Below are 20,018 nucleotides of genomic sequence, written 5' to 3'. Positions count from 1 at the left end.
CCGGTCGTCCTGTCGGGACCCTGCAGGCGTTGAACACTCGCTCCAGAAGTCTGGCCTGGGACGCGACGACCGCCATAGAGGCGCTTGCCGCCGCCGACTCGGCGCTGTGGATATGGACCCCGGCCGACGACCAGATGCGATTCACCGGCGCGACACGGTCGCTGGGCCTGGGGCCGCTGGCACCGGAGTGTTCGGGCGCGGCCTTTACGGCCGTCGCCGTCCCCCAGGACCGCTCGCTAGCGGAAAAGATTCTGAAGCCGCAGGCCGAGGGGACCGAAGTCGCGGTCCGGCTGCGCATGCGGGACGCCGAGACCTGCATCTGGCGTGGGGTCTGGCTGGAAGACGGCCTGCGCGCCGCCGGCGTTGTGGCGCTGGAAGCCAAATTCACCGCCTCGCATCGCGATCACCTGACCGGGCTGCTGGACCGCCGCACCTTCCTGGCCCGCGCCTCCGAAACCCTGACCCAGCCCGGCGACTACGAGCTGGTGGTGGCGGACGTCGACCGTCTGCGCCGTCTGAACGAGGCCCTGGGCCATGCCCGGGCCGATCTGGTGCTGGCGGCCCTGGGCTCGCGCCTGAACGCAGCCTTCGCCCATGATGCCAATGCCGCCCGTATCGGCGAGGACGAATTCGCGGTTCTGGCCCCGCGCGGGTCGGTCACGGTCGCCGAACGCGTGCGCGAGGCGCTGGAACAGCCGCTGAGGGTCGCCGGCTTCGACATCTATCCGACCGTCTCGATCGGCTCGGCGACGGCCGAGGGCGGACCGGATGCGGCCGATCCCGCCGAACTGCTGCGTCGCGTCGAACTGGCCGTCGAACAGGCCAAGACTGCCGGTCGCGGCGGCGTGGCCGCCTATGGCAAGGCGCTGGAAAGCGACAGCCTGTCCCGGCTGGCGCTGGAGGCGGATCTCAGGAACGCCTTTGTCCGCGGCGAGATCGAGCCCTTCTATCAGCCGGTCGTGAACCTGCTGACCGGGGCGGTGGCCGGGTTCGAGGCCCTGGCCCGCTGGCGTCACCCCAAGCGCGGCCTGGTGCCGCCCGACGAATTCCTCGGCTTGGCCGACGAGATGGGCCTGATGAACGAGCTGGGCCTGCTGATGATGACCTCCGCGTCGCGTCAGCTGGCCGAATGGCTGAGGCGCCATCCCGCGGCGGGCAAGCTGTTCTGCAGCGTCAACCTGTCGGTCGGCGAGATCGAACGGCCGGATCTGGTCGACGATGTCACCCGCATCATCGCCGAAGCCGGCCTGCCCAAGGGCGCGCTGAAGCTGGAGGTGACCGAGGGCGACATCATGCGCGACACCTCGCGCGCGGCGGACACCCTGACGCGCCTGCGCGAGGCGGGCGCGTCGCTGGCGCTGGACGATTTCGGCACCGGCTTCTCGTCGCTGACCTGGCTGGCCAAGCTGCCGTTCGATACGCTGAAGATCGACCGCTATTTCGTCCTGACCATGGACAAGGACGACGGCTCGGCGAAGATCGTGAAATCCGTGGTCAATCTGGGCCGCGACCTGGGCCTGGACGTGGTCGCCGAGGGCGTCGAGAACGCCGGCCTCGCCAAACTGCTGCTGGACGCCCAGTGCCACTATGGACAGGGCTTCGGCTATGCCCAGGCCCTGCCGGCCCAGGAGGCCGAGGTCTATCTGAACGAATCGCTGGCCGACGGCTCGGCCCCGATCAAGGCAAGGTCGGCCTAGAGCGAAATCTGAGCCTTGATGGACGCCGTCCATCAAGGCTCAGATTTCGCTCCGGATTGATTCTGGACCATTTTTTGGATTCAGGTCGATTCGACCTGAAACAAAAATGGTCTAGGCCCGGCCGATCTGGCCGGACAACCGCGCCGGATCGATGCCCAGACCGGCCAGCACCCGGACCCATTTGCTTGCGTGGTCCGCATCGAAGATCAGCTCGGGATCGGCGTCGGCGACCAGCCAGACGTTCTCGCCCAGCTCATCCTCGAGCTGACCGTCGCCCCAGCCGGCATAGCCGAGCAGCAACACGGACCGGTGCGGACCGGTCGCCGGATCGACCATGGCCAGCAAGGCCTCGCGCGTTCCTGTCATGGCGAAGCCCGCGCCGAAGGCCAGCGAGGCGTCGTCGATCAGCCAGTCGTCGGTGTGCAGCACGAAGCCGCGCTCGCGCTCGACCGGCCCGCCGATCAGCACCGCCCGGCTGTCGGCGTCGTCGGGCACGGGGGTGGAGAGTTTGGTCAGCACCTTCTTCAGGTTCACGCCGGGGGCGGGCCGGTCCAGCCTCAGACCCATGGCGTGATCCGGGCGGTGGGCGCAGATCAGGATGACCGCGTGCTCGAACCGGGGGTCGCTGATGCCCGGCATGGCCACCAGAAGCCGCCCGGCGAGGGATTGGAAATCGTCCATGACCCTATCATTGGCACGGACAGCGGCGTCCGCAAGGCGGACAGCGGTTGGCGAGAGCGACGGCAAGGCCTATCTGGTCGTCTGCCTTCCTCCTCATCCCCCCTCCGGAGCCTGCCCATGACCGTCCAGATCGGCGACCGCATTCCCTCGTCCAACCTGACCCGCGCCACCGACGACGGCCCCAAGCCGGTCACCACCGACGACATCTTCGCCGGCAAGACCGTGGCCCTGTTCGCCGTCCCGGGGGCCTTCACCCCGACCTGTTCGGCGCGCCACCTGCCGGGCTTCAAGGATCATCGCGAGGAGATGGTCGCCAAGGGCGTCGACACCATCGCCTGCGTCTCGGTCAATGACGCCTTCGTCATGGGGGCCTGGGCCGACAGCCAAGGCATCGGCAAGAACGACATCGTCATGCTGGGCGACGGCAATGGCGACTTCACCCGCCAGCTGGGCCTGTCCATGGATGCCAAGGGCTTCGGCATGGGCGAGCGCTCGCAGCGCTACTCCATGCTGGTCAAGGACGGCGTCGTCGAGCAGCTGAACATCGAACAGGGCGGTGAATTCCGCGTCTCGTCGGCCGAGCATCTGCTGGCGCAGCTTTAACCTCTCTCCGAGCACCCCGGCGACTGTCGGGGTCCAGATCACGAACGCGGTCGATGGGATTGACCGATCAGTCCTTCTGGTCCGCCTTCGGCTTCAGCCATCTGGATCCCGGATTGGCTGCTGCGCGCCGCCCTTCGGGTCGTCGGGATGCACGGTGATGGGTAAGGAGCCTGCCCTGATACAGCGCCGTCAGGCGGCGACGGTGTCCGCCCGGGCGGCCTCGTCGGGCTGGGACAGGGTCATCACATGGGTGATGGCCCCCAGCAGCATTGGCGGGGTGATCGGCTTGGGCACGAAATAGGTCATGCCCGCCGCCGTGCAGGCTGCGATGTCCTCGGCGGCGGTATCGGCGGTGACGGCAATGATCGGTACGCCGGCGTTGGGCCCGTCGCCGGCGCGGATGCGGCGGGTGGTCTCGCGACCGTCCAGCTCGGGCATCCGCACATCCATGAAGATCAGGTCGAAGGCCGTGTGCTCGCAGATCCTGAGCGCGGCCATGCCGTCGGCCGCCGTGGCGATATCGCAGCCGAGCGGCTGGAGGATCAGCTGGATAGCGCGGCGGTTGATGTCGTGATCGTCGACCACCAGCACCCGCATGGGCCGGCCCTCGTCGTCGTCTTCCTGGTCCGGCTCGGAGGTGGCCTCGACCATCAGGGGGGCCGGGGCGGGCGGTGCCTCAAACAGGGGCTGGGGGGCGGCGATCTGCTCGGCAGCGGCCGAGCGGCGACCGGACAGGGCGAGGGCGACCGCGTCGCGGCTCTGCTGGTCCAGGGCCGGCGTGGCTATGGCAACGACCTCACCCGGCAGAAGGTTCAGCGACAGGGTGAAGCGGGCCCCGGCACCGGGCTCGCTGCGCGCCGTCAGACGCCCGTCCATCAGCTGAACCAGCTGTTGGCTGATGGCCAGACCCAGGCCGGTGCCGCCGTGGACGGCACTGACCCCGGCAATGGTCTGGTCGAAGGGCGTGAACAGCCGCGCGAGCTGGTCGGCGGTCATGCCCGGACCGGTGTCGGCGACCTCGATCAGAACTGCGTGGCCCGCGGGTTCGTCCGCCCAGGCGTTCAGGCGCAGGGTGATCGAGCCGGTGTCGGTGAACTTCATCGCATTGGAGATGAGGTTGTTCAGGACCTGGCGCAGACGCATCGGATCGCCGCGCACGGCCTGCGGGATCGAGGCGGCACCCTCGACGCGGATCTTGAGGCCCTTGGCGCGGGCCGGGCCGCGCCACAGGCGGACCGTCTGGCTGAGAAGTTCGCGCAGATTGAAATCGATATGGTCGACGGTCATGTGGCCGGCGTCGAGCTTGGCGTGGTCCAGAAGATCGTCCAGCAGCGCCTTCATCATGAAGCCGGCGTCGGTGATCAGCTGCGCCTGGGACCGCGCAGAGGCGTCCATCGCGCCGCGCTCGAGTTCGCTGGCACCGGCCAGGATGGCGCTGATCGGGGTGCGAAGATCATGCCCGATGGCAGCGAGGAAGGCGCTGCGGCCCTCCATGATCCGCTCGGCGTCCATCCGCTTCTGATCAGCTTCCACGCGCGCGGCACTTTCGGCCAGCCGGGCGATGTTCATGCGCTGCCAGGTCGACAGGCAGTAGGTGACGAACACGCCCACGGCGATGGCGGCCGCGGTGACGAAGCCGGTCGACGCGCCGTAGATGGCCATGAAGACCGGCGTGGACGCCAGATAGAGAAACTGGACCGAGGCGGTCATCAGCATGACGGCGCGTGATCGCGGGGCGTTGATCACGGAATAGATGGCACCGGCTGACAACAGCATGGCGGCGCAGATTCCGCCCATCGGTCCGCCCAGCAGCCACATCGGGACCGACAGGCTGCCAAAATAGGCGGCGTTGAGCAGCAGCATCAGCCAGCCGGCGACCTTGCGCATGCCCTTCAGCTGGTCCGTTCGCCCGCTGTTGACCGGCGAGAAGACCCAGACGTCCAGTCCCTGAACGATGAAATAGCCGATGACCCAGCCGACGCTGAGCGGCCAGCCGAGCATGGGGCTGAAGATCAGCGCGCTGGCCGCGCCCATGCCCAGCCGCTGCAGCAGCGCCTTGCGCCGCTGGCGAATCGCACTGGCCCAGTCCCCCGCCGTCGCAGAGGTTCGAGCTTGCGTTTCGGCCGTTGGGATCGCCATGCAGTTCCCCGAACAAGGCGTTTTCGCCCTTGGGGACACTATGCCGACGTTGCCCTAACGCTCCGTCAACGGGCGCTGGATGCGGCTTCAAGCACTGTGGAAAAGCCGTCCGCACGGAGCCGTCCCGCCAAGTCCCGCTTGATGCGGCCGATGAGTCCGGGGCCTTCGTAGATCAGGGCCGAATAGAGCTGGACGGCACAGGCGCCCGCCCGGATGCGGGCATAGGCTTCGGCCCCGGACCCGATTCCGCCGACGGCGATCAGCGGCAGACGTCCGGACGAGGCTTCGGCGGCCGCACGCAAGGCCGCTGCCGCCCGGGCCGTCAGGGGGGCACCGGACAGGCCACCGGCCTCGTCGCGATGTCTTGAGCGCAGGCTGTCGGGTCGATCCAGTGTGGTGTTGGAGACGATCAGGGCGTCGATACGATGATCCAGGCTGGCCTCGACGATCAGGGCCATTTCATCGGCCGTCAGATCGGGCGCGACCTTCAGAAAGACGGGGGTCGGATCGCCGGCGCGGGCCTCGGTCAGCCGGTCCAGCAGGTCGTCCAGCGCCGCCCGCCCCTGCAGGGCGCGAAGGCCCGGCGTATTGGGCGAGGAGACATTGACGGTGACATAGTCGCTGAGGCCTCTCAGGCGCGTCAGGCCGGTGACATAGTCCGCTGCCTTGTCCCCGGTGTCCTTGTTGGCCCCCAGATTCGCGCCCACCACGACCGCAGGCGGCCGGTTCGCCAGACGGTCGGCGAAGGCCTCGAGGCCCAGGTTGTTGAACCCCATCCGGTTGATGATCGCGCGGTCCTCGGAGAGGCGGAACAGGCGCGGCTTCGGATTGCCCGGCTGGGGCAGGGGGGTGACCGAGCCGCACTCCAGGAAGCCGAAGCCCAGGCGCGACAGACCGCGCAGGGCTTCACCGTTCTTGTCCAGCCCGGCAGCCAGGCCGACCGGATTGGGCAGGTCGAGACCCGCGATGGTCGTTTTCAGGACCGGGTCGTCAGAGGGGGCGGGCGGCAGGGGCACCATCTGGAGGGCCCGGATCGCCAGCCCATGCGCGACCTCGGGATCGAGCGTCCGGATCAGGGCGGCCCCGAGATCGGTCACGGCCATCCCGTGGCTCCGTCGTCAAAGCGCATGAGACCGTCGGCGTCGACCGACAGGGCCCGCTCCCCGGTCGCCGCGGCGACGGGCAGGGGCGCATACAGATGAGGAAACAGGGCCCCGCCGCGCGACGCCTCCCACTTCAGATCATCGCCGAGGCCCGCGAGATCCACGGTCACCAGAACGAGGGCGTTGCGGCCGGCATAGTGCCGGCGCGCGGTCTCGGCCAGTTGATCAGCACCCGACATGTGGATGTAGCCGTCGGCCAGATCGACGGCAGAGCCGGCATAGACTCCCGCGGCGCGGGCGGCCGTCCATTCCGCCTGATCGACCAGCTTCCAGGCGACGTCGCTCATTCGCCGGCCAGATCGCGCGGCTGCAGGAAGCCCTCGAAGGTACAGCGCCCGGCTACGTCCACGGTGAAGATGGCGGCGGCACCGGGCGGAAAGCCGCCGCTCATCCGCTCCAGCACCGACGGCGAGGCCGCGCTTTCGACCAGATAGTCCACGGCCAGAAGGTGGATGCCCGGATTGTGGGCCACGACCATGAGGCAACCCGCCTCGTCCTCGGCGCTTTCGACGTAGTGGCGCAGGGTGTCGGACCCGCCGTTGTAGAGGGGCTCGTCCTCGCGCACCTGAACATCGCCGAAGGCGTCATGAAGCAGGTCCCAGGTCTGGCGCGTCCGGGCCGAGGGCGAGATGAGGGCAAGGTCGGGCCGCATCCCGCGGCTCGCCAGGGCGCGCCCCATGGCGGCGGCGTCGGTGCGTCCCCGATCGGCCAGCGGCCGGTCACGGTCGCGTCCCGAGGCGGACGTCTTTTCCGCCTTGGCGTGGCGCATCAGGATCAGTCGCTTCATGATCCCGGCTTTAAGGGCGTTCGCGCATTCCCGCCAGATCGCCGCCTGCCGGATTCTGGCGTGGCGAGCGCGTCGCGGGCTGCGGCTGGAGGGCGGGGGTCAGGACCGGCACCGTCGCCACCGCCCCGCCGGGGCGGATGCGGGCATAGGCCTGACGCGTTGCCTCCAGCAGGATGACCCCGGCCGCGCCCGGCATGACCCGTTTGCCGATCTGTTCAAAGCCGTCGGCCAGCGGCAACAGCGGCCCCCAGGGCGGAACATAGAGGGTCTGCGACCAGGCCGTCGGTTCCAGGCCCGCTTCGCGAACCAGCCGCTCGAGCTGGCCGCGCGTGAAGGGACGGCCGTGGCCGAACGGCGTCGCCTCGGCGCGGGCCCAGAGTCCGCCCCTGGCCGCCGCGACCAGAATGATGCGACCGGCCGGCGACAGGGCGCGGACGGCCTCGGCCATCAGGGCCCGGGCGTCGTCGGCCTCCTCGAGGGCGTGGACCAGAAGGATGCGGTCGAACGCGCCGGCGGCGAAGGGCAGGCGGCGATCCTCGACCAGCAGGGTGCGGTTCTTGCCGACCGACGGCCACAGCTCGACGCCCTGACCGCCCGGCATGGCCGCGACCACGCGCCGCGCGCCGACGAAGGCGTCCAGCCAGGGCGTCGCATAGCCGAGGCCCAGGACATCGCAGTTGGTGGCCTCGCCCCAGGCATCGTCCAGCCGGCGCGCCAGCAGACGGCGCGCGAGGGCCCCGGCCGGCTCGCCGTAGAAGATGCGAAGGTCCTCGATACTGCGCCGCATGCCGCCAGCATAGGCCGGGTCGGAGCGGGCTGCTAGGATGTGCGCATGACCCTCGACGTGCGCCTCTTCCCCTGCCTGAACGACAACTATGGCCTGTTGGTGCGGGACGCCGGCTCAGGCGTGGTGGCGACCATCGACACGCCGGACGCCGACGCCATTCTGGTCGATCTGGAGCGCTCGGGCTGGGGCCGGCTGGACCTGATCTTGAACACCCACTGGCATCCCGATCACACCCAGGGCAATGCGCGGCTCAAGGCCGAAACCGGCTGCGAGATCATCGGCCCGGAAGAGGTGCGCAGGGCCGCGCCGATCGACCGGATCGTGGCCGGCGGCGACACGGTCATGCTGGGCGAAACCGTGCTGGAGGTGACCGACACGCCGGGCCATACCCTGGGCCATATCGTCTACCGCTCGGCTGCCGAGGGTCATGCCTTCGTGGGCGACGTGCTGTTCAACCTGGGCTGCGGGCGGCTGTTTGAGGGCACGCCGGACCAGATGTACGCCAGCCTTCAGAGGCTGGCAGCCTGGCCGGACGAGACGGTGATCTGGTGCGCCCATGAATATACGGCGGCCAACGCCCGCTTCGCGCTCAGCCTCGATGACCGGCCTGAAATGGCGGCGCGGGCCGAAGAGATATTCGCGATGCGTGAGCGGGGCGAGGCGACCGTGCCGACCACGATCGGCGCGGAAAAGGCGTTCAATCCGTTCCTGCGCGCCATCGACGTCGCGGACTTCGCGGCGCGCCGGTCTGCGAAGGACGTCTTCAGGGGCTGACGACCGACCCTAACGACGGACAGACGGGGCCGGTGTGAGGAAGGCCTCGACCACGCGCGCCGAGGATGGCCGGCCCGCCACGCCCTGGACGGGCGAAACCACGATCCGCAGATCGCCCCGGGCATAGGTCACCGAGGCGCGCGGTCCGTCGACGATGGTGATGCTGCGCAGCCGTTCCAGCGACGCCCGGGCGGTCGGCGAGCGGGCGATGCGGAGGGCCGCGTCCGTCGACAGAATCAGGGCCTCGACGGTCAGGCTTTCGGCGGCGGCGTCGGTGTCGACATTGATCTCGATCAGCCGCCCGAGCGACTGGCTGAGCATGGCGCTGCGCCGGGTCATCAGCTGGAACATCTGCGCCGGGCCGAGGGTAGGGGGGGTCAGGCTCTGGCCGGGGCCGGAAAGGGAGGCGGGCGATCCGCCGGGAGCGCCCGGCGTGTAGACGGTCATGCCGCCGCCGGGGGTGACCCGCAGCAGCTGGTCGCCGGCATCGTTGCGATAGATGACGTCGCCGCGCGGGGCGGCGCTGGGGCGCAGCACCCAGGTCTCGTCGCGTCGGTCAAAGCGCAGCAGGGGCCGTTGGCCGGACCGGTCGAGGATGAAGGCCTCGCCCGATTCCGCGACATAGCGGCCGGTGGGGGGCAGGGACCGCGAGCCGCCGCCGCCGTTTCGCAGCGACTGGCTCTGCTCGGCCTGGGCGTTGCCCCAGTTTTGCGCCTGGGCCTCGGAATCAAGCGCACTCAGCAACAGCGCCGCCGCCGCGAGGGCAATCGCCATCGCGGCCGGAGGCGGCGTTCGCGCCGTTCTGGACCCTGCCGTCAACTCCATGGCGGCCAGTGGTGAAACCGTCCCGCGGCGGATTTTGGGCAGGTCCGGATCAGCCGACCAGATACTGACCGCCGTTGAGGGACAGGGTGCACCCTGTGACATATCCGGCACGTTCGCCCGACAGCCATGACACCATGTCGGCGATTTCCTCGCCTTTTCCGAGTCTTCCTACCGGAATCTGGGCGATGATCCCGGCCAGGACCTTTTCGTCCATGGCTCCGACCATCTCGGTATCGATATAGCCGGGCGCGATGCAGTTCACCGTCACCCCCTTGCGGGCGTTCTCCAGCGCCAGGGCCTTGGTGAAACCGATCATGCCGGCCTTGGCGGCGGAATAGTTGGTCTGGCCGATCTGGCCCTTCTGGCCGTTGATCGAGCTGATGTTGACGATGCGGCCGAAGCCCCGGTCGCGCATGCCGTTGATCACCTGACGCGTCATGTTGAAGACGCTGTCCATGTTCACGCGGATGACGTCGGACCACTGGTCCGAGGTCATCTTGTGGAAGAAGCCGTCGCGTGTGATGCCGGCGTTGTTGATCAGGATGTCGATGGGGCCGAGGTTCGCCTCCACGTCGGCCACGGCGCGGGCGCAGTCTTCATAGGAGCCGACATTGCCCTTGACGACCATGACGCCCAGTTCGCGGGCCGTCGCCTCGGCGGCCTCCGCATTGCCGGAATAGCCGCAGGCGACGGCCATGCCGTCCTCCTTCAGCCGTTGTGCGATCGCCTTGCCGATGCCGCGGGTGCCACCCGTGACCAATGCCACTCGAGCCATGTACGTTTCCTTGTCCCTGACGGCCGCGTCTGACGCGCAGCCTGTTCAGGAACCGGTGTAGCCGGATGCTTGTGGCGCGGGAAGGGCAGGCGGGTGACTGGTGATTGGTGGCTGGGCGACGCGGCTATCCCGCCACCAGCCACCAGCCACCAATCACCCCTTCAGATCCGCGCCATATCCAGCACGAAGCGGTAGCGCACGTCAGACTTCTCAAGCCGGGCGTAGGCCTCGTTGATCTGGTCGGGGGCGATCACCTCGATGTCGCAGGCCAGGCCGTGCTCCGCGCAGAAGTCGAGCATTTCCTGGGTCTCGCGGATGCCGCCGATCAGCGATCCGGCCACCGACCGGCGCCGCCACAAAAGGCCCATGGCATAGACCGGCAGGCCCTCGGTGGTCAGGCCCAGCATGACCATGGTGCCGTCCTTGGCCAGCAGGTTCACGTGGCTGGCGATCTCGTGCGTGGCCGAGACGGTGTTGATGATCAGGTCGAAGCTCTCGCCCGCCGCCTGCATCGCCGCCTTGTCGGAATTGATGAGGAAATGCTTCGCCCCCATCCGCTCGGCGTCGGCCTTCTTGCGGTCCGAGGTCGACAGGACGGTGACCTCGGCCCCCATGGCCGCGGCCTGTTTGACGGCCATATGCCCGAGCCCGCCCAGGCCGACGACGGCGACCTTCGAGCCGGGCCCGATCTTCCAGTGGCGCAGCGGCGAATAGGTGGTGATGCCGGCGCACAGCAGGGGCGCGGCGGCGTCCAGCGGAATGCTGTCGGGGATGGTCACGACATAGTTCTGGTCGACCACGATGGCGGTGGCATAGCCGCCCTGGGTGATCTTCTGGCCGACGGCGGCCCCCTTGGGATCCGGCGAGCCATAGGTCTGGGTCATGCCGGGGACGCAGTACTGCTCCTCGCCCTCGAGGCAGGGTTTGCACTGGCGGCAGCTGTCGACCATGCAGCCGACGCCGACCCGGTCGCCCACCTTGAAGCGGGCGACATTGGCACCGACGGCCGTGACCACGCCGGCGATCTCGTGGCCCGGCACGATCGGATAGGTCGTATTGCCAGGTCGTTCTTCACGATGTGAAGGTCCGAGTGGCAGACGCCCGCGAATTTGATCTCGATGGCCACATCGTCCGGGCCCGGATCGCGCCGGTCGAAGGCGTAGGGCGACAGCGGTGCTGTGCTGGAGGTGGCGGCGAAGGCGCGGGTGGCGATGGGCATGGGGGCTCCTGAAAAGGCCTCGTTCAAGTGTGGGAGCCGAGGGGCGGATGCAACGCCTCAGCCCAGTTTTTTGATCAGCGCCTGTGCCGCCGCAGGGTTCCGCACCTTCGCTCCGGCGATGAAATAGGCGAAGACGTCGCCGCGCTCAGCCCTGCCCCGGGTCTGGTCGACGATCGCCTCCAGCTCTTTCGAGGTCATGCCGGCGGGCTCGTCCTCCCGGCTGGACATCAGCCGGGCGTAGCTAAAGTCGGCGGTCGGCTGGTCGATCCGGGGCCACTCCGGTGCCTCGTCATCCACGGCATAGATGATGGCCGCGCCGTATTTCGCCGCCAGATCATGGAATTGCGGCGTGTCGAACGTCGGGTTCCGCACCTCCAGGGCGTGGCGCAGGCGCACCCCGTCCTTCTCTTGCGGCAACAGCTTGAGGAAGCCCTCGAAATCGACCGGGTCGAACTTCTTGGTCGCCATGAACTGCCAGTTGATCGGTCCCAGCTTGTCGCCCAGCGCCGTCAGCCCTTGGTCGAGGAAGCGACCGACGCTCTCGCCGCCCTCGGCCAGGATCTTCCGGTTGGTGCAGAACCGGCTGGCCTTGACCGCGAAGACGAAGCCGTCGGGCGTCTCGTCGCGCCATTTCATCCAGGTCTCGGGCTTGAAGCCCGAATAGTAGGTGCCGTTGATCTCCAGCGACGTTGTAGTTTCCGACATAAATTTCAGCTCGGATTTTTGGGCAAGTCCGGGAGGGTAGTGGACCCCTCGCCACGGCTCGAACGTCCACCCTCCCGTGCCGATGAAGATTTTTCCGACCATCGGCGATCTCTTGAAAGCGCAGTGTGATCCGCGCAAGGCTAAGTCCGCTTTGAAGCCTTTGTCATGGACTTCACAGCGACTGCACGCCGAACACCACCTCTTCATGTGGGTCAACAGCTACAAACTACCTGCCCTGCACGAAAAGCTTTCAGAAAATGGCATGTTAGATCGGATGGTAGTCGCGCCAGGCTATATTGCGGTGTTGCGCGAAGCCACAGGACGGGATGCGGGTTAGTCAGGCCGTGCGAGGTATCGGCTGGTGGCCGGTTCCCTGTCCGCGATCCGCCGGATTTCCTGCGCGATTTCCTCAGGCGTAAGGATGAAATCGATGCAGCCGCTGTCGATTGCGCTCTGTGGCATGTCAGGCTGGACCGCAGTATCGACCTGCTGGGCAATCGTTATGCCGCCCACCTCTCGAATGCCGCACAAGGCCGCCGCGCCGTCGCCGTCGAAGCCAGAGACGATAACGGCGACAAGCTGGCCGGACCAGTTGTCTGTCAGTGAGCGCAGAAAGACGGTGATGACGTCGGGCCAACCCCTCGGTTTCGAGATCGGCTCAAGTCTGAACTCACCGTTAAGGACGTGCAGATCACGGTTTTCCGGGATGATGAACACGCAGTTCGGGCGGACGACCAGCCGGTCTGAAATCAACTCCACGGGCATGGGCGTGAAGCCCGGAAGAATTTGGTGAAGCCTCGTAGCAACGGTTCGGATGTGATTGACGATGACGATTGCCACGCCGAGGTCACCCGGCAGATTTTGAAGTAGCCGTGTGTAGGCGTCGAGACCGCCAGCGGAGCCGCCGACACAGACGATCGGGAAGTTGCTCGTCATATCCTGGCCTAACTGTGCAACTGGCAGAGAGCCCAAAGTCCAAGCCAGCGCACTTTGCGACCAAAGCGCGTTCACCGGCGCACCATCGACAATGGGGAGACGATTGCGGGCCACTCGCACTCAGGCAGCTAACAGGTTTAGCGGGCTGCGGGCCAGTTTTCGATAACTTTTTGCGCCGGGCAGTCGATGCGCCACACCAAACCTGTCGGCGCGAAGTCAATCTCGGCTTCGCAGCCGAGGCTCCTGTTCGTCATCAAACTGATCAGGGTCGAACCAAAGCCGTGACGCGAGGGCTTCATGACCGGCGGACCGTCCCTCTCGACCCAAGACATCGTGAATCTAGAAACTCCCCCAGCATCGGAATGTTGGCCCCAGATAACGCTCACCTGGCCTGTCGCGTTGGACAAAGCGCCGTATTTGCTAGCGTTGGTAGCAAGCTCGTGCAGGGCCATGCCGAGCGCTTGCGCCGCAGATGCGGTGACCTCGATCGACGGGCCATCGATCATGACGCGACTGTCGAGCTCGCTGCCGAATTGGGAAAGCTGAGAGCGGACCAGGTCGCCGATCGGCACGGCTCTCCACGAGTTCGTGACCAGTACGTTCTGGCTCGCTGCGAGTCCCTGGAGACGCTCATCGAAACTCTTCATAAATTCAGCCGGCCCCGAGTGTACGGTACGCGCGGCGATCGCCCGGACAACGGTAAGCAGGTTCATTGAGCGGTGATTGACCTCCCCCATTAGCAGCGCGATTTTTGCTTCCTGTTCCTTGCGCTCCGTAATGTCAAAGTTGACCCCGACCATTCGTGTCGGCTCTCCCTTGGTCTCCTCGGTCACCCGACCCACGCCGACGAGATGCCGTATCTCACCATCGGGTCTTCGAATACGAAATTCCTGGTTGTATTGGGTCCGGCCCGCGACGCTGGCATTAAACTGCTCCACAACCCGGGTGACGTCGTCTGGATGGACATGATCGAAAAACAGCGCGGGCGATGCCGCGCAATCGTGATCAAGTCCGAGAAGATCGAACATCCGGGGTGTCCAAACGGACGTGCCCGACGTCAGGTCGGCGTCCCAAGCGCCTAAATCAGCTACTTCACAGGCGAGTTGAAGTCGGCTCTCGCTTTCCCTCAGCACATATTCGCCTCGCTTGCGCGCGGCGATGTCACGGGCCACGGCCGAGGCTCCAATGATGACCCCTCGCGAGTCGCGGATGGGTGAGACATTTAGTGACACGTGAATGATCCGGTCGCCTTTGGTCACCCGGCTGATGTCGATGTTGGTGATCGCCTCACCCCGCCGCAGGCGGGCCAGATTGGCCGGCCATTCGTCAATTTGCACATCGTCGAGCAGTGTCGACATCGGCTGCCCGATCATCTCCCTCGCCGCGTAGCCGTAGATTTTTTCTGCACCATCATTCCAGCTGGTGATCACGCCGTCGAGATCGTGACTGACGATCGCGTCCTCGGAAGAAGCAACAATGGCGGCAAGGTGGGCCCTGTCCCGCTCCAGCTTCTTGCGGTCCGAAATATCGATGAGTGTGATGACAACGCCATCAATGACATTGTTCAGGTCGCGATACGGCTTCACGCGAACCAAATAGGTCGCGGAACCATCCTCGGACTCCGCTTCTCGTTCGATCGAGCCCAAATCCCGCAGCACCGTGACAATATCTTGGGTAAGGGTGGAGCCGGCCAAGCGGGAGGAAAAATCGCTGATGAGGCGACCTTCGTCGCCTTCACGCACGTTGAAAATCTCAGTGATTGCCGGAGTAAATCGCCGGATATGTGATCCGTTGTCCAGAAAGAGTGTCGCGATCGATGTGCTGTCGAAAAGATTGGCAAGATCGCTATTGGAACGCACAAGGCTGTCCGCTCTGTTATTCAATTCAGTATTGACTGTTTGTAGTTCCTCATTGATGGACGACAACTCCTCCTTCGAAGTCTCCAACTCTTCTACTGTCGAATGTAATTCTTCATTTACGGATTGAAATTCCTCATTGGAACTCTGTAGTTCCTCATTCGCCGTCTCCAATTCCTCGGTGATGGTCTGCAGCTTTTCCCGCGCGGCGACGAGTTCACTATGTTGGAGATCGGAAGACGGAGTGGCATCGTCCGGCTTTGCAACCTGTGCAGCGAGCGTGGACAACTCCTGGAACGCCAGCAATACGCAGCGCCGCCCGTCGATCGGCTCCGCCATCGGTTCGGCGATGAGGTTGATCGTTTGCCCACGGCCGGCGACTTGAAAAGTGACGGCCTCCTTGGCTGGCCGTTGGTGCTCAAGCGCTTTTCGAACAAGGCTGCGGACGGGCGACCGCAATTGGGTGTGCAGCATCCGGAAGAGGTTCAGACTGGCACCGCCGCTCACTGGCTGCATGAACTTTTCGACGGGTCCAGAGAACCGCTGAATCTCGTGCTGACTATCGAAGACGAGATAGGCGGGAGCGTATTGCGCTATCATCCGCGTCGCCTGCTCGTCGATGGTCTCGGCCTCGGCGCTTTGCTGAGGCGGGGATGCCGGGTTCATTCGGCCACTTTGTTGAACGCGCGGGATTTGAGGGGCAACGTCGAGCCGCCTGAACACCTTGGTCCGCTTGTCGACCACCTTGAACAGACGCCCGCTCGCGGCGATCGTCTCTGAAGGACCGAGCCAAAGGAAGCCATTAGCCTTGAGTCCATAGTGGAAGGTTGCGATGACGCGTTGTTGTAATGATGGCTCGAAATAGATCAGCAAATTTCGACAGGTGACCATGTCGATCTTCGAGAACGGCGGATCCTTGACTAGGTCTTGCGTTGAGAAAACACACATCTCGCGTATGTGTTTAGCGACGCGATACCGCTGACCTTCTCTAAGGAAATTCTGCTCCAGCCGAATGACCGTCGTATCTGCTTCGATTGTATCGCTGTAGAGGCCTGCCCGGGCAACCGTGACCGCCCGGTCATCGACGTCGGTGGCGAAGATCGTGACCTTTCGCGGTGATTCCTCGCGGGCCAACGCCTCCGAGAACAGGATAGCCAGGGAATAGGCCTCCTCACCCGTCGCGCAGCCGGCGACCCACACGCGGATCGGCTCCTTAACACTGCCGTTGGCGATTATCTCCGGCAAGACGGTCGTGGCCAAAGTCTCGAACATGGTTGGGTCACGGAAAAAGCGGGTTACGCCAATCAGGATTTCTCGAAACAGCAGCTCAGGTTCATTCGGCAGACTACGCAGCTGGACGATGTATTCCAGAGGGTCGTCGATGTGCAGCACCTGCATTCGCCGACGAACCCGGCGCATCAGCGTGCTGGACTTGTATTGCCCAAAATCTCGACCCAGCCGACTGTTGAGCACCGCGCAGATTGTCGTCAGGTGGTTGGCGCGGCCGGAGGGACCCATGGGTTCGTCGAGGTCATGAGTGCCCCCTCGAGACCTGAAATTTCGATGCTCCAACAGGCGTGCTGGCATCTCCTCGGGCCGAAGGACGTAGTCGACGAAGCCGCCGGCGGTGGCGCTCTGTGGCATCCCGAACTTCGCGCGGTGGTCGAACGCTGCTTCGCTGAGGGTCAGGCCTCCCCCCTCCTTGATTGCCTCGATTCCGGCCGTCCCGTCGCTCCCGAAGCCCGACAGGATGATCCCGACAGCGTTTTCACCCTGATCTTCAGCAAGTGAGACGAGAAAGGTGTCGATGGACGACCGCCGCGCCGTCGGGCTCTCGGGAAGAGCGACCCGCAAGACGCCGCCCTCGATTTTCAGGATGGCGTTCTCGGGAATGACTGCAATGGTGTTCGGCGCGGCGACCGTTCCGTCCGAGGCCTGCACCACGGGCATCGCGGTGCACTCACCAATGATTTCGGCCAAGGCGCTCTTGTAGTCCGGGTCCAGGTGTTGAACCAGGACGAAGGCCATGCCGCTGTCGACCGGCATCAGCGAGAAAAAGGCTCGGAACGCGTCAAGCCCGCCTGCCGAGGCGCCGATGCCCACGATCAGGTGTTCAGAATGCTCTGTTCCGCCGTCGATCGGGCCATCACCGAGCGCAGCTTTTGCCGCTGAAGGCTCCGCCGTCGCGGCTTTACGCCGTCCAGTTGCTCGTGGATTGGCCATGCCCATCAGTCGGCCACCATTTTGGCTAGCGCAATGACATTGTTCGGATGGGGTCTAATCGCTGGTCAATAAGCCGTCAGTCCGATCCGCCGGAAGAGGACTTTTCCGTGGCCGCCTCGGACTCAGGACCGGACAGGCCGTTGGGTAGCGTACAAGTTGGGTACACCCGTGCGTGACGGCCCGGTGTTACGTCCCGACACCCGCTGCCGTGTCACAATAGCCTTCCAGGTCGCCCGTTGTGACGGACGGCAATAGAGTCCACCCGAATGTTACAACGGGAGGGACGATGGCGAGGATCGGCTACGCGAGGGTCAGCAGCGCGGGACAGGACTACCAAGGGCAGATCGACCGCCTCGCCCACGACGGATGCGCGCCTATCCGGGCAGAGAAGGTGACAGGCTCCGTCCGAGAGGGACGCGGCGAACTGGGAGCGGTCCTCGATTTCATCCGCGCCGGAGACGAGCTGGTTGTCGTCCGGCTGGACCGGCTCGCCAGATCGACGCGCGATACCCTCAACATCGTGGCCGAACTGGAGGCCAAGGGGGCCAGCCTGCGCGTCCTTGAGCCCGAGATCAGCACCGGCGGCGACCTCGGACGCATCGTCATCACCACGCTCGGCATGGTCGCGGAACTTGAACGGTCCTTCCTGCGGGAGCGCCAACGAGCCGGGATCGTCGCCGCCAAGGCGCGCGGTGCCTACAAGGGCCGCCGGAAGTCAGTCGATGGCGCAGCAATCGCGGTGCTGGCGGCTGACGGTCTCGGACCCACTGCCATCGCGAAGCGACTGGGCGTTTCCCGGATGACCGTCTATCGCGAGATGAAGGAGGCCGTCACAGCCCCCTGACCCAGACCCTGAAAGCCTCCGCTTCGCCCAACTACTACAATCGTGCTGTCTGCCCGGCGACGGGATGCGCTGGTTTAACCAGCGACGAAGCGTCAAGCTGATGGTGACCTGTATTCGAATGTGACATATTTTAGAACGTCTGATGAACGTTACGATTATCGTTGACGAGTTACTTCATCCGGACTACGTCGACCGCAGCTTGATTTCAGGCCGTCTCGACTTCGGGACTATGGACGTCGCGCCCCGTGCGCGTCGGCAACGCGGTGGCCCTGCGCCCCGCAAGCGGTGGTTCGATTCCCCGCACGTCCACCAACGGGTTCGGTTTTCCGCACCATTCTGGCTGCCCCGGTCCCGTTGATCGGAGTACAATACGATGTCGATTATCACGATCACGCCGGGCTCACGTCTGGCCAACATCGGCACGCGCCTGTCTGCCGACATGGCGGGTCAGCTTGCTAGCGATCGTACCCGCAGGAAGTGTATCTCGAAGCCGCAGTCACCTACGCGGCGCTCGGCGGCCACGAGAGCGCGGAGCTCATCGACGCCAGCACAACGAACGGCTCGATCAAGAACAAGATGGGTTGGGAAGGCCGCTGGCTCATGGCGGGCCTGACCGACACCAACTGGCACAGCTTTCCCGATGAAGATAAAGACGACCGGAACGACCAGCTCCAGAACCTCGCAGGTATCATCCGCGCGTCCATCTACAAGGCGGGTGGCTTGACGGAGTTGGCGGTCATGACCGTCTCTGATCTCGACTCCAAGTTCGAAGGCAGTTTCCAGAAAGCCGTTCGACAGGCCCTGTCAGATGAGGCAAAGGGCAAGGTGCCAGCAGGAGGCATGGTCGACACCGACGTCACAGGTGAGGACGAAGCCGCGCTTCGGCAGCAGGAACTCGACCTTCTTAGGGAGGTACGTAATCTCGGTTCGGTCGAGACGCTTCCCAATTTCCGCCCCAGCAGGCCCGGCCAGCCCTTCCTGCTGGTCGGCTACTGGGACGAGGCCGGAAGTCATATCGCGAGAGAGATTTCCGTCAGCATGAGCGCGCTCAGCGCGATGCTTCCGCCTCCGAACCTCGACGACCTGGACGACAACGTGAACGGCATCAGCGAGCATATCCTTCTGACGAAGGCCTTGTTGCCGAACCGTCCCAGTCAGTCTCCCGAAGACGCACAGACGGAGACTGTGACCGAGGCGACCCCCATGCGGGTCTCGGGTCGGACCACGATGCTGCGGGGCGACCGTCTGGACACCAGCCTGAGCCATATGAGTTCGGCGGAAATGGTGATCACCACGAAACTCTCTAAGGGCGCGACGCTACCTGCCGGCCCCTTCATCTTCCACGCACCGGCACGGGCAAAATTCGAGAAGGACGTGGCTCCTGAGAAATTGCGTCAGCACTTCACCTTCGGCGACATCACGCAGGACAAGAAGCTGAGTTCGCTAACCTTTAAGCGCGCGAACAGCGAGAAGCCCGTCAAAATCGGGCTCGTTCCAGCGGGCGACTGGGGGAGCAATAGGCGTTGTAATCCGTTCGCTTACCGACTGAGTGACACATACAATGATGTCGGTATCCGGTCGATCGGCGGCGAAGCATTAGCGCGTCTGAAGTCCGAAGTTCTCGACAACAAGCAGGCTCGCCAAGCCACCGACATCGAGGTTCGTGTGAAGGAGGGCAACCTGCTGCTCAAGGCCGGGAAGGCCTCGTCGCTCCGGTACGAGGCCGGGCTCGACGGCAAGGCAACGGATGAACTGCGCCTCTCGATTCCGACAGACGACTTCCGGGCCGCTATGGACGCTGCTGTCGCGGGAACTACTGACGGAAAGGTCGGCATCTCCGGTGATAAGCGAGGCGTGGTCTGCGTGTCGTGGACAGGTCGTGGCGCGACGCACGGCGTCTATATCGCCAGCGTCGCCGCAAACGGATCGCGGGACCATGCAGGCCTGTTCCAGCGTTTCGACAAGACCTCGTTCTAGGAAGGCAAAGGGACGGCGGCGCGGGTC

General features: G+C 65.2%; 17 protein-coding genes and 1 pseudogene. 6 read left to right on the top strand and 12 right to left on the bottom strand.

The annotated features are described in order from the left end of the window. Positions 1-29: 29 nt before the first annotated feature. Complete coding sequence (locus ACP7AS_RS06510) at positions 30-1,697, top strand: putative bifunctional diguanylate cyclase/phosphodiesterase (RefSeq protein ID WP_426028040.1); 1,668 nt, start codon at positions 30-32, stop codon at positions 1,695-1,697. A gap of 111 nt (positions 1,698-1,808) precedes the next feature. On the opposite strand, the gene ACP7AS_RS06505 is transcribed toward ACP7AS_RS06510, so the two are convergent. Continuing rightward, complete coding sequence (locus ACP7AS_RS06505) at positions 1,809-2,378, bottom strand: YqgE/AlgH family protein (RefSeq protein WP_426028039.1); 570 nt, start codon at positions 2,376-2,378, stop codon at positions 1,809-1,811. A 117-nt stretch (positions 2,379-2,495) separates the two neighbouring features. Here ACP7AS_RS06505 and ACP7AS_RS06500 point away from each other — a divergent pair, with 117 nt between their 5' ends. Continuing rightward, entirely contained in the window at positions 2,496-2,981 is a 486-nt protein-coding gene (locus ACP7AS_RS06500; RefSeq protein WP_426028038.1) for a peroxiredoxin, read from the top strand. A gap of 189 nt (positions 2,982-3,170) precedes the next feature. On the opposite strand, the gene ACP7AS_RS06495 is transcribed toward ACP7AS_RS06500, so the two are convergent. The 5 genes from ACP7AS_RS06495 to ACP7AS_RS06475 all read right to left on the bottom strand — a co-directional run bounded on the left by ACP7AS_RS06495 (position 3,171) and on the right by ACP7AS_RS06475 (position 7,857). Then, on the bottom strand, positions 3,171-5,120 hold the full coding sequence (locus ACP7AS_RS06495) for an ATP-binding protein (protein ID WP_426028037.1): 1,950 nt from the start codon (positions 5,118-5,120) through the stop codon (positions 3,171-3,173). A 65-nt stretch (positions 5,121-5,185) separates the two neighbouring features. Next, the gene (locus tag ACP7AS_RS06490; RefSeq protein ID WP_426028036.1) at positions 5,186-6,223 is read right to left on the bottom strand and encodes a quinone-dependent dihydroorotate dehydrogenase; all 1,038 of its coding nucleotides are present in this window, start codon (positions 6,221-6,223) and stop codon (positions 5,186-5,188) included. After that, on the bottom strand, positions 6,214-6,570 hold the full coding sequence (locus ACP7AS_RS06485) for a DUF952 domain-containing protein (protein WP_426028035.1): 357 nt from the start codon (positions 6,568-6,570) through the stop codon (positions 6,214-6,216). The genes ACP7AS_RS06490 and ACP7AS_RS06485 overlap by 10 nt, the downstream gene beginning before the upstream one ends. Next, the gene (locus tag ACP7AS_RS06480; RefSeq protein WP_426028034.1) at positions 6,567-7,070 is read right to left on the bottom strand and encodes a SixA phosphatase family protein; all 504 of its coding nucleotides are present in this window, start codon (positions 7,068-7,070) and stop codon (positions 6,567-6,569) included. The genes ACP7AS_RS06485 and ACP7AS_RS06480 overlap by 4 nt, the downstream gene beginning before the upstream one ends. Before the next feature lie 10 nt (positions 7,071-7,080). After that, the gene (locus ACP7AS_RS06475) at positions 7,081-7,857 is read right to left on the bottom strand and encodes a class I SAM-dependent methyltransferase (RefSeq protein ID WP_426028033.1); all 777 of its coding nucleotides are present in this window, start codon (positions 7,855-7,857) and stop codon (positions 7,081-7,083) included. A 45-nt stretch (positions 7,858-7,902) separates the two neighbouring features. On the opposite strand from ACP7AS_RS06475, the gene gloB reads away from it, so the two are divergent. After that, positions 7,903-8,631 (top strand): hydroxyacylglutathione hydrolase, encoded by a 729-nt coding sequence (gene gloB, locus ACP7AS_RS06470; protein ID WP_426028032.1) that lies wholly within the window; start codon positions 7,903-7,905, stop codon positions 8,629-8,631. 9 nt (positions 8,632-8,640) lie between these two features. Here the strand turns inward: gloB and ACP7AS_RS06465 are convergent, their stop codons facing one another. From ACP7AS_RS06465 to ACP7AS_RS06450, 4 genes and pseudogenes are all read right to left on the bottom strand, one after another. Beyond that, positions 8,641-9,405, bottom strand: coding sequence for a DUF4908 domain-containing protein (locus ACP7AS_RS06465; RefSeq protein WP_426028031.1), 765 nt, complete (start codon positions 9,403-9,405; stop codon positions 8,641-8,643). A gap of 100 nt (positions 9,406-9,505) precedes the next feature. Continuing rightward, positions 9,506-10,231 (bottom strand): acetoacetyl-CoA reductase, encoded by a 726-nt coding sequence (phbB, locus tag ACP7AS_RS06460; RefSeq protein ID WP_426028030.1) that lies wholly within the window; start codon positions 10,229-10,231, stop codon positions 9,506-9,508. 161 nt (positions 10,232-10,392) lie between these two features. After that, positions 10,393-11,450: pseudogene (locus ACP7AS_RS06455) on the bottom strand (NAD(P)-dependent alcohol dehydrogenase). Between the two features lie 57 nt (positions 11,451-11,507). Beyond that, complete coding sequence (locus ACP7AS_RS06450) at positions 11,508-12,257, bottom strand: DUF72 domain-containing protein (protein WP_426028029.1); 750 nt, start codon at positions 12,255-12,257, stop codon at positions 11,508-11,510. Here ACP7AS_RS06450 and ACP7AS_RS06445 point away from each other — a divergent pair. Continuing rightward, positions 12,232-12,492: a hypothetical protein gene (locus ACP7AS_RS06445; protein WP_426028028.1), complete on the top strand. Its 261-nt coding sequence runs from the start codon at positions 12,232-12,234 to the stop codon at positions 12,490-12,492. The genes ACP7AS_RS06450 and ACP7AS_RS06445 overlap by 26 nt on opposite strands. Here ACP7AS_RS06445 and ACP7AS_RS06440 read toward each other — a convergent pair. Together ACP7AS_RS06440 and ACP7AS_RS06435 are read right to left on the bottom strand one after the other, a co-directional pair. Beyond that, positions 12,489-13,205 carry a chemotaxis protein CheB gene (locus tag ACP7AS_RS06440; RefSeq protein ID WP_426028027.1) on the bottom strand — a complete coding sequence of 239 codons (717 nt, stop codon included), beginning with the start codon at positions 13,203-13,205 and terminating at the stop codon, positions 12,489-12,491. The two genes, ACP7AS_RS06445 and ACP7AS_RS06440, sit on opposite strands and share 4 nt — an antisense overlap. A gap of 23 nt (positions 13,206-13,228) precedes the next feature. Further along, positions 13,229-17,176: a CheR family methyltransferase gene (locus ACP7AS_RS06435; RefSeq protein ID WP_426028026.1), complete on the bottom strand. Its 3,948-nt coding sequence runs from the start codon at positions 17,174-17,176 to the stop codon at positions 13,229-13,231. 280 nt (positions 17,177-17,456) lie between these two features. On the opposite strand from ACP7AS_RS06435, the gene ACP7AS_RS06430 reads away from it, so the two are divergent. Then, positions 17,457-18,014, top strand: coding sequence for a recombinase family protein (locus ACP7AS_RS06430; RefSeq protein ID WP_426028025.1), 558 nt, complete (start codon positions 17,457-17,459; stop codon positions 18,012-18,014). Between the two features lie 477 nt (positions 18,015-18,491). After that, on the top strand, positions 18,492-19,991 hold the full coding sequence (locus ACP7AS_RS06425) for a hypothetical protein (protein WP_426028024.1): 1,500 nt from the start codon (positions 18,492-18,494) through the stop codon (positions 19,989-19,991). The last annotated feature ends 27 nt before the right edge of the window (positions 19,992-20,018 follow it).

Origin of the sequence: Brevundimonas sp. TWP2-3-4b2 (assembly GCF_049897345.1) — a bacterium.
Taxonomy (GTDB): domain Bacteria; phylum Pseudomonadota; class Alphaproteobacteria; order Caulobacterales; family Caulobacteraceae; genus Brevundimonas.
Note: the sequence above shows the minus strand (reverse complement) of the source record. Positions and strands in the feature narration are given on the sequence as shown.

Coding starts and splice junctions, on each gene's coding strand:
- ACP7AS_RS06475 (WP_426028033.1), bottom strand. CDS start 7,857: ATGCGGCGCAGTATCGAGGACCTTCGCATCTTCTACGGCGAGCCGGCC.
- phbB (WP_426028030.1), bottom strand. CDS start 10,231: ATGGCTCGAGTGGCATTGGTCACGGGTGGCACCCGCGGCATCGGCAAG.
- ACP7AS_RS06490 (WP_426028036.1), bottom strand. CDS start 6,223: ATGGCCGTGACCGATCTCGGGGCCGCCCTGATCCGGACGCTCGATCCC.
- ACP7AS_RS06435 (WP_426028026.1), bottom strand. CDS start 17,176: ATGGGCATGGCCAATCCACGAGCAACTGGACGGCGTAAAGCCGCGACG.
- ACP7AS_RS06450 (WP_426028029.1), bottom strand. CDS start 12,257: ATGGTCGGAAAAATCTTCATCGGCACGGGAGGGTGGACGTTCGAGCCG.
- ACP7AS_RS06480 (WP_426028034.1), bottom strand. CDS start 7,070: ATGAAGCGACTGATCCTGATGCGCCACGCCAAGGCGGAAAAGACGTCC.
- ACP7AS_RS06495 (WP_426028037.1), bottom strand. CDS start 5,120: ATGGCGATCCCAACGGCCGAAACGCAAGCTCGAACCTCTGCGACGGCG.
- ACP7AS_RS06500 (WP_426028038.1), top strand. CDS start 2,496: ATGACCGTCCAGATCGGCGACCGCATTCCCTCGTCCAACCTGACCCGC.
- ACP7AS_RS06505 (WP_426028039.1), bottom strand. CDS start 2,378: ATGGACGATTTCCAATCCCTCGCCGGGCGGCTTCTGGTGGCCATGCCG.
- ACP7AS_RS06465 (WP_426028031.1), bottom strand. CDS start 9,405: ATGGCGATTGCCCTCGCGGCGGCGGCGCTGTTGCTGAGTGCGCTTGAT.
- ACP7AS_RS06430 (WP_426028025.1), top strand. CDS start 17,457: ATGGCGAGGATCGGCTACGCGAGGGTCAGCAGCGCGGGACAGGACTAC.
- ACP7AS_RS06485 (WP_426028035.1), bottom strand. CDS start 6,570: ATGAGCGACGTCGCCTGGAAGCTGGTCGATCAGGCGGAATGGACGGCC.
- gloB (WP_426028032.1), top strand. CDS start 7,903: ATGACCCTCGACGTGCGCCTCTTCCCCTGCCTGAACGACAACTATGGC.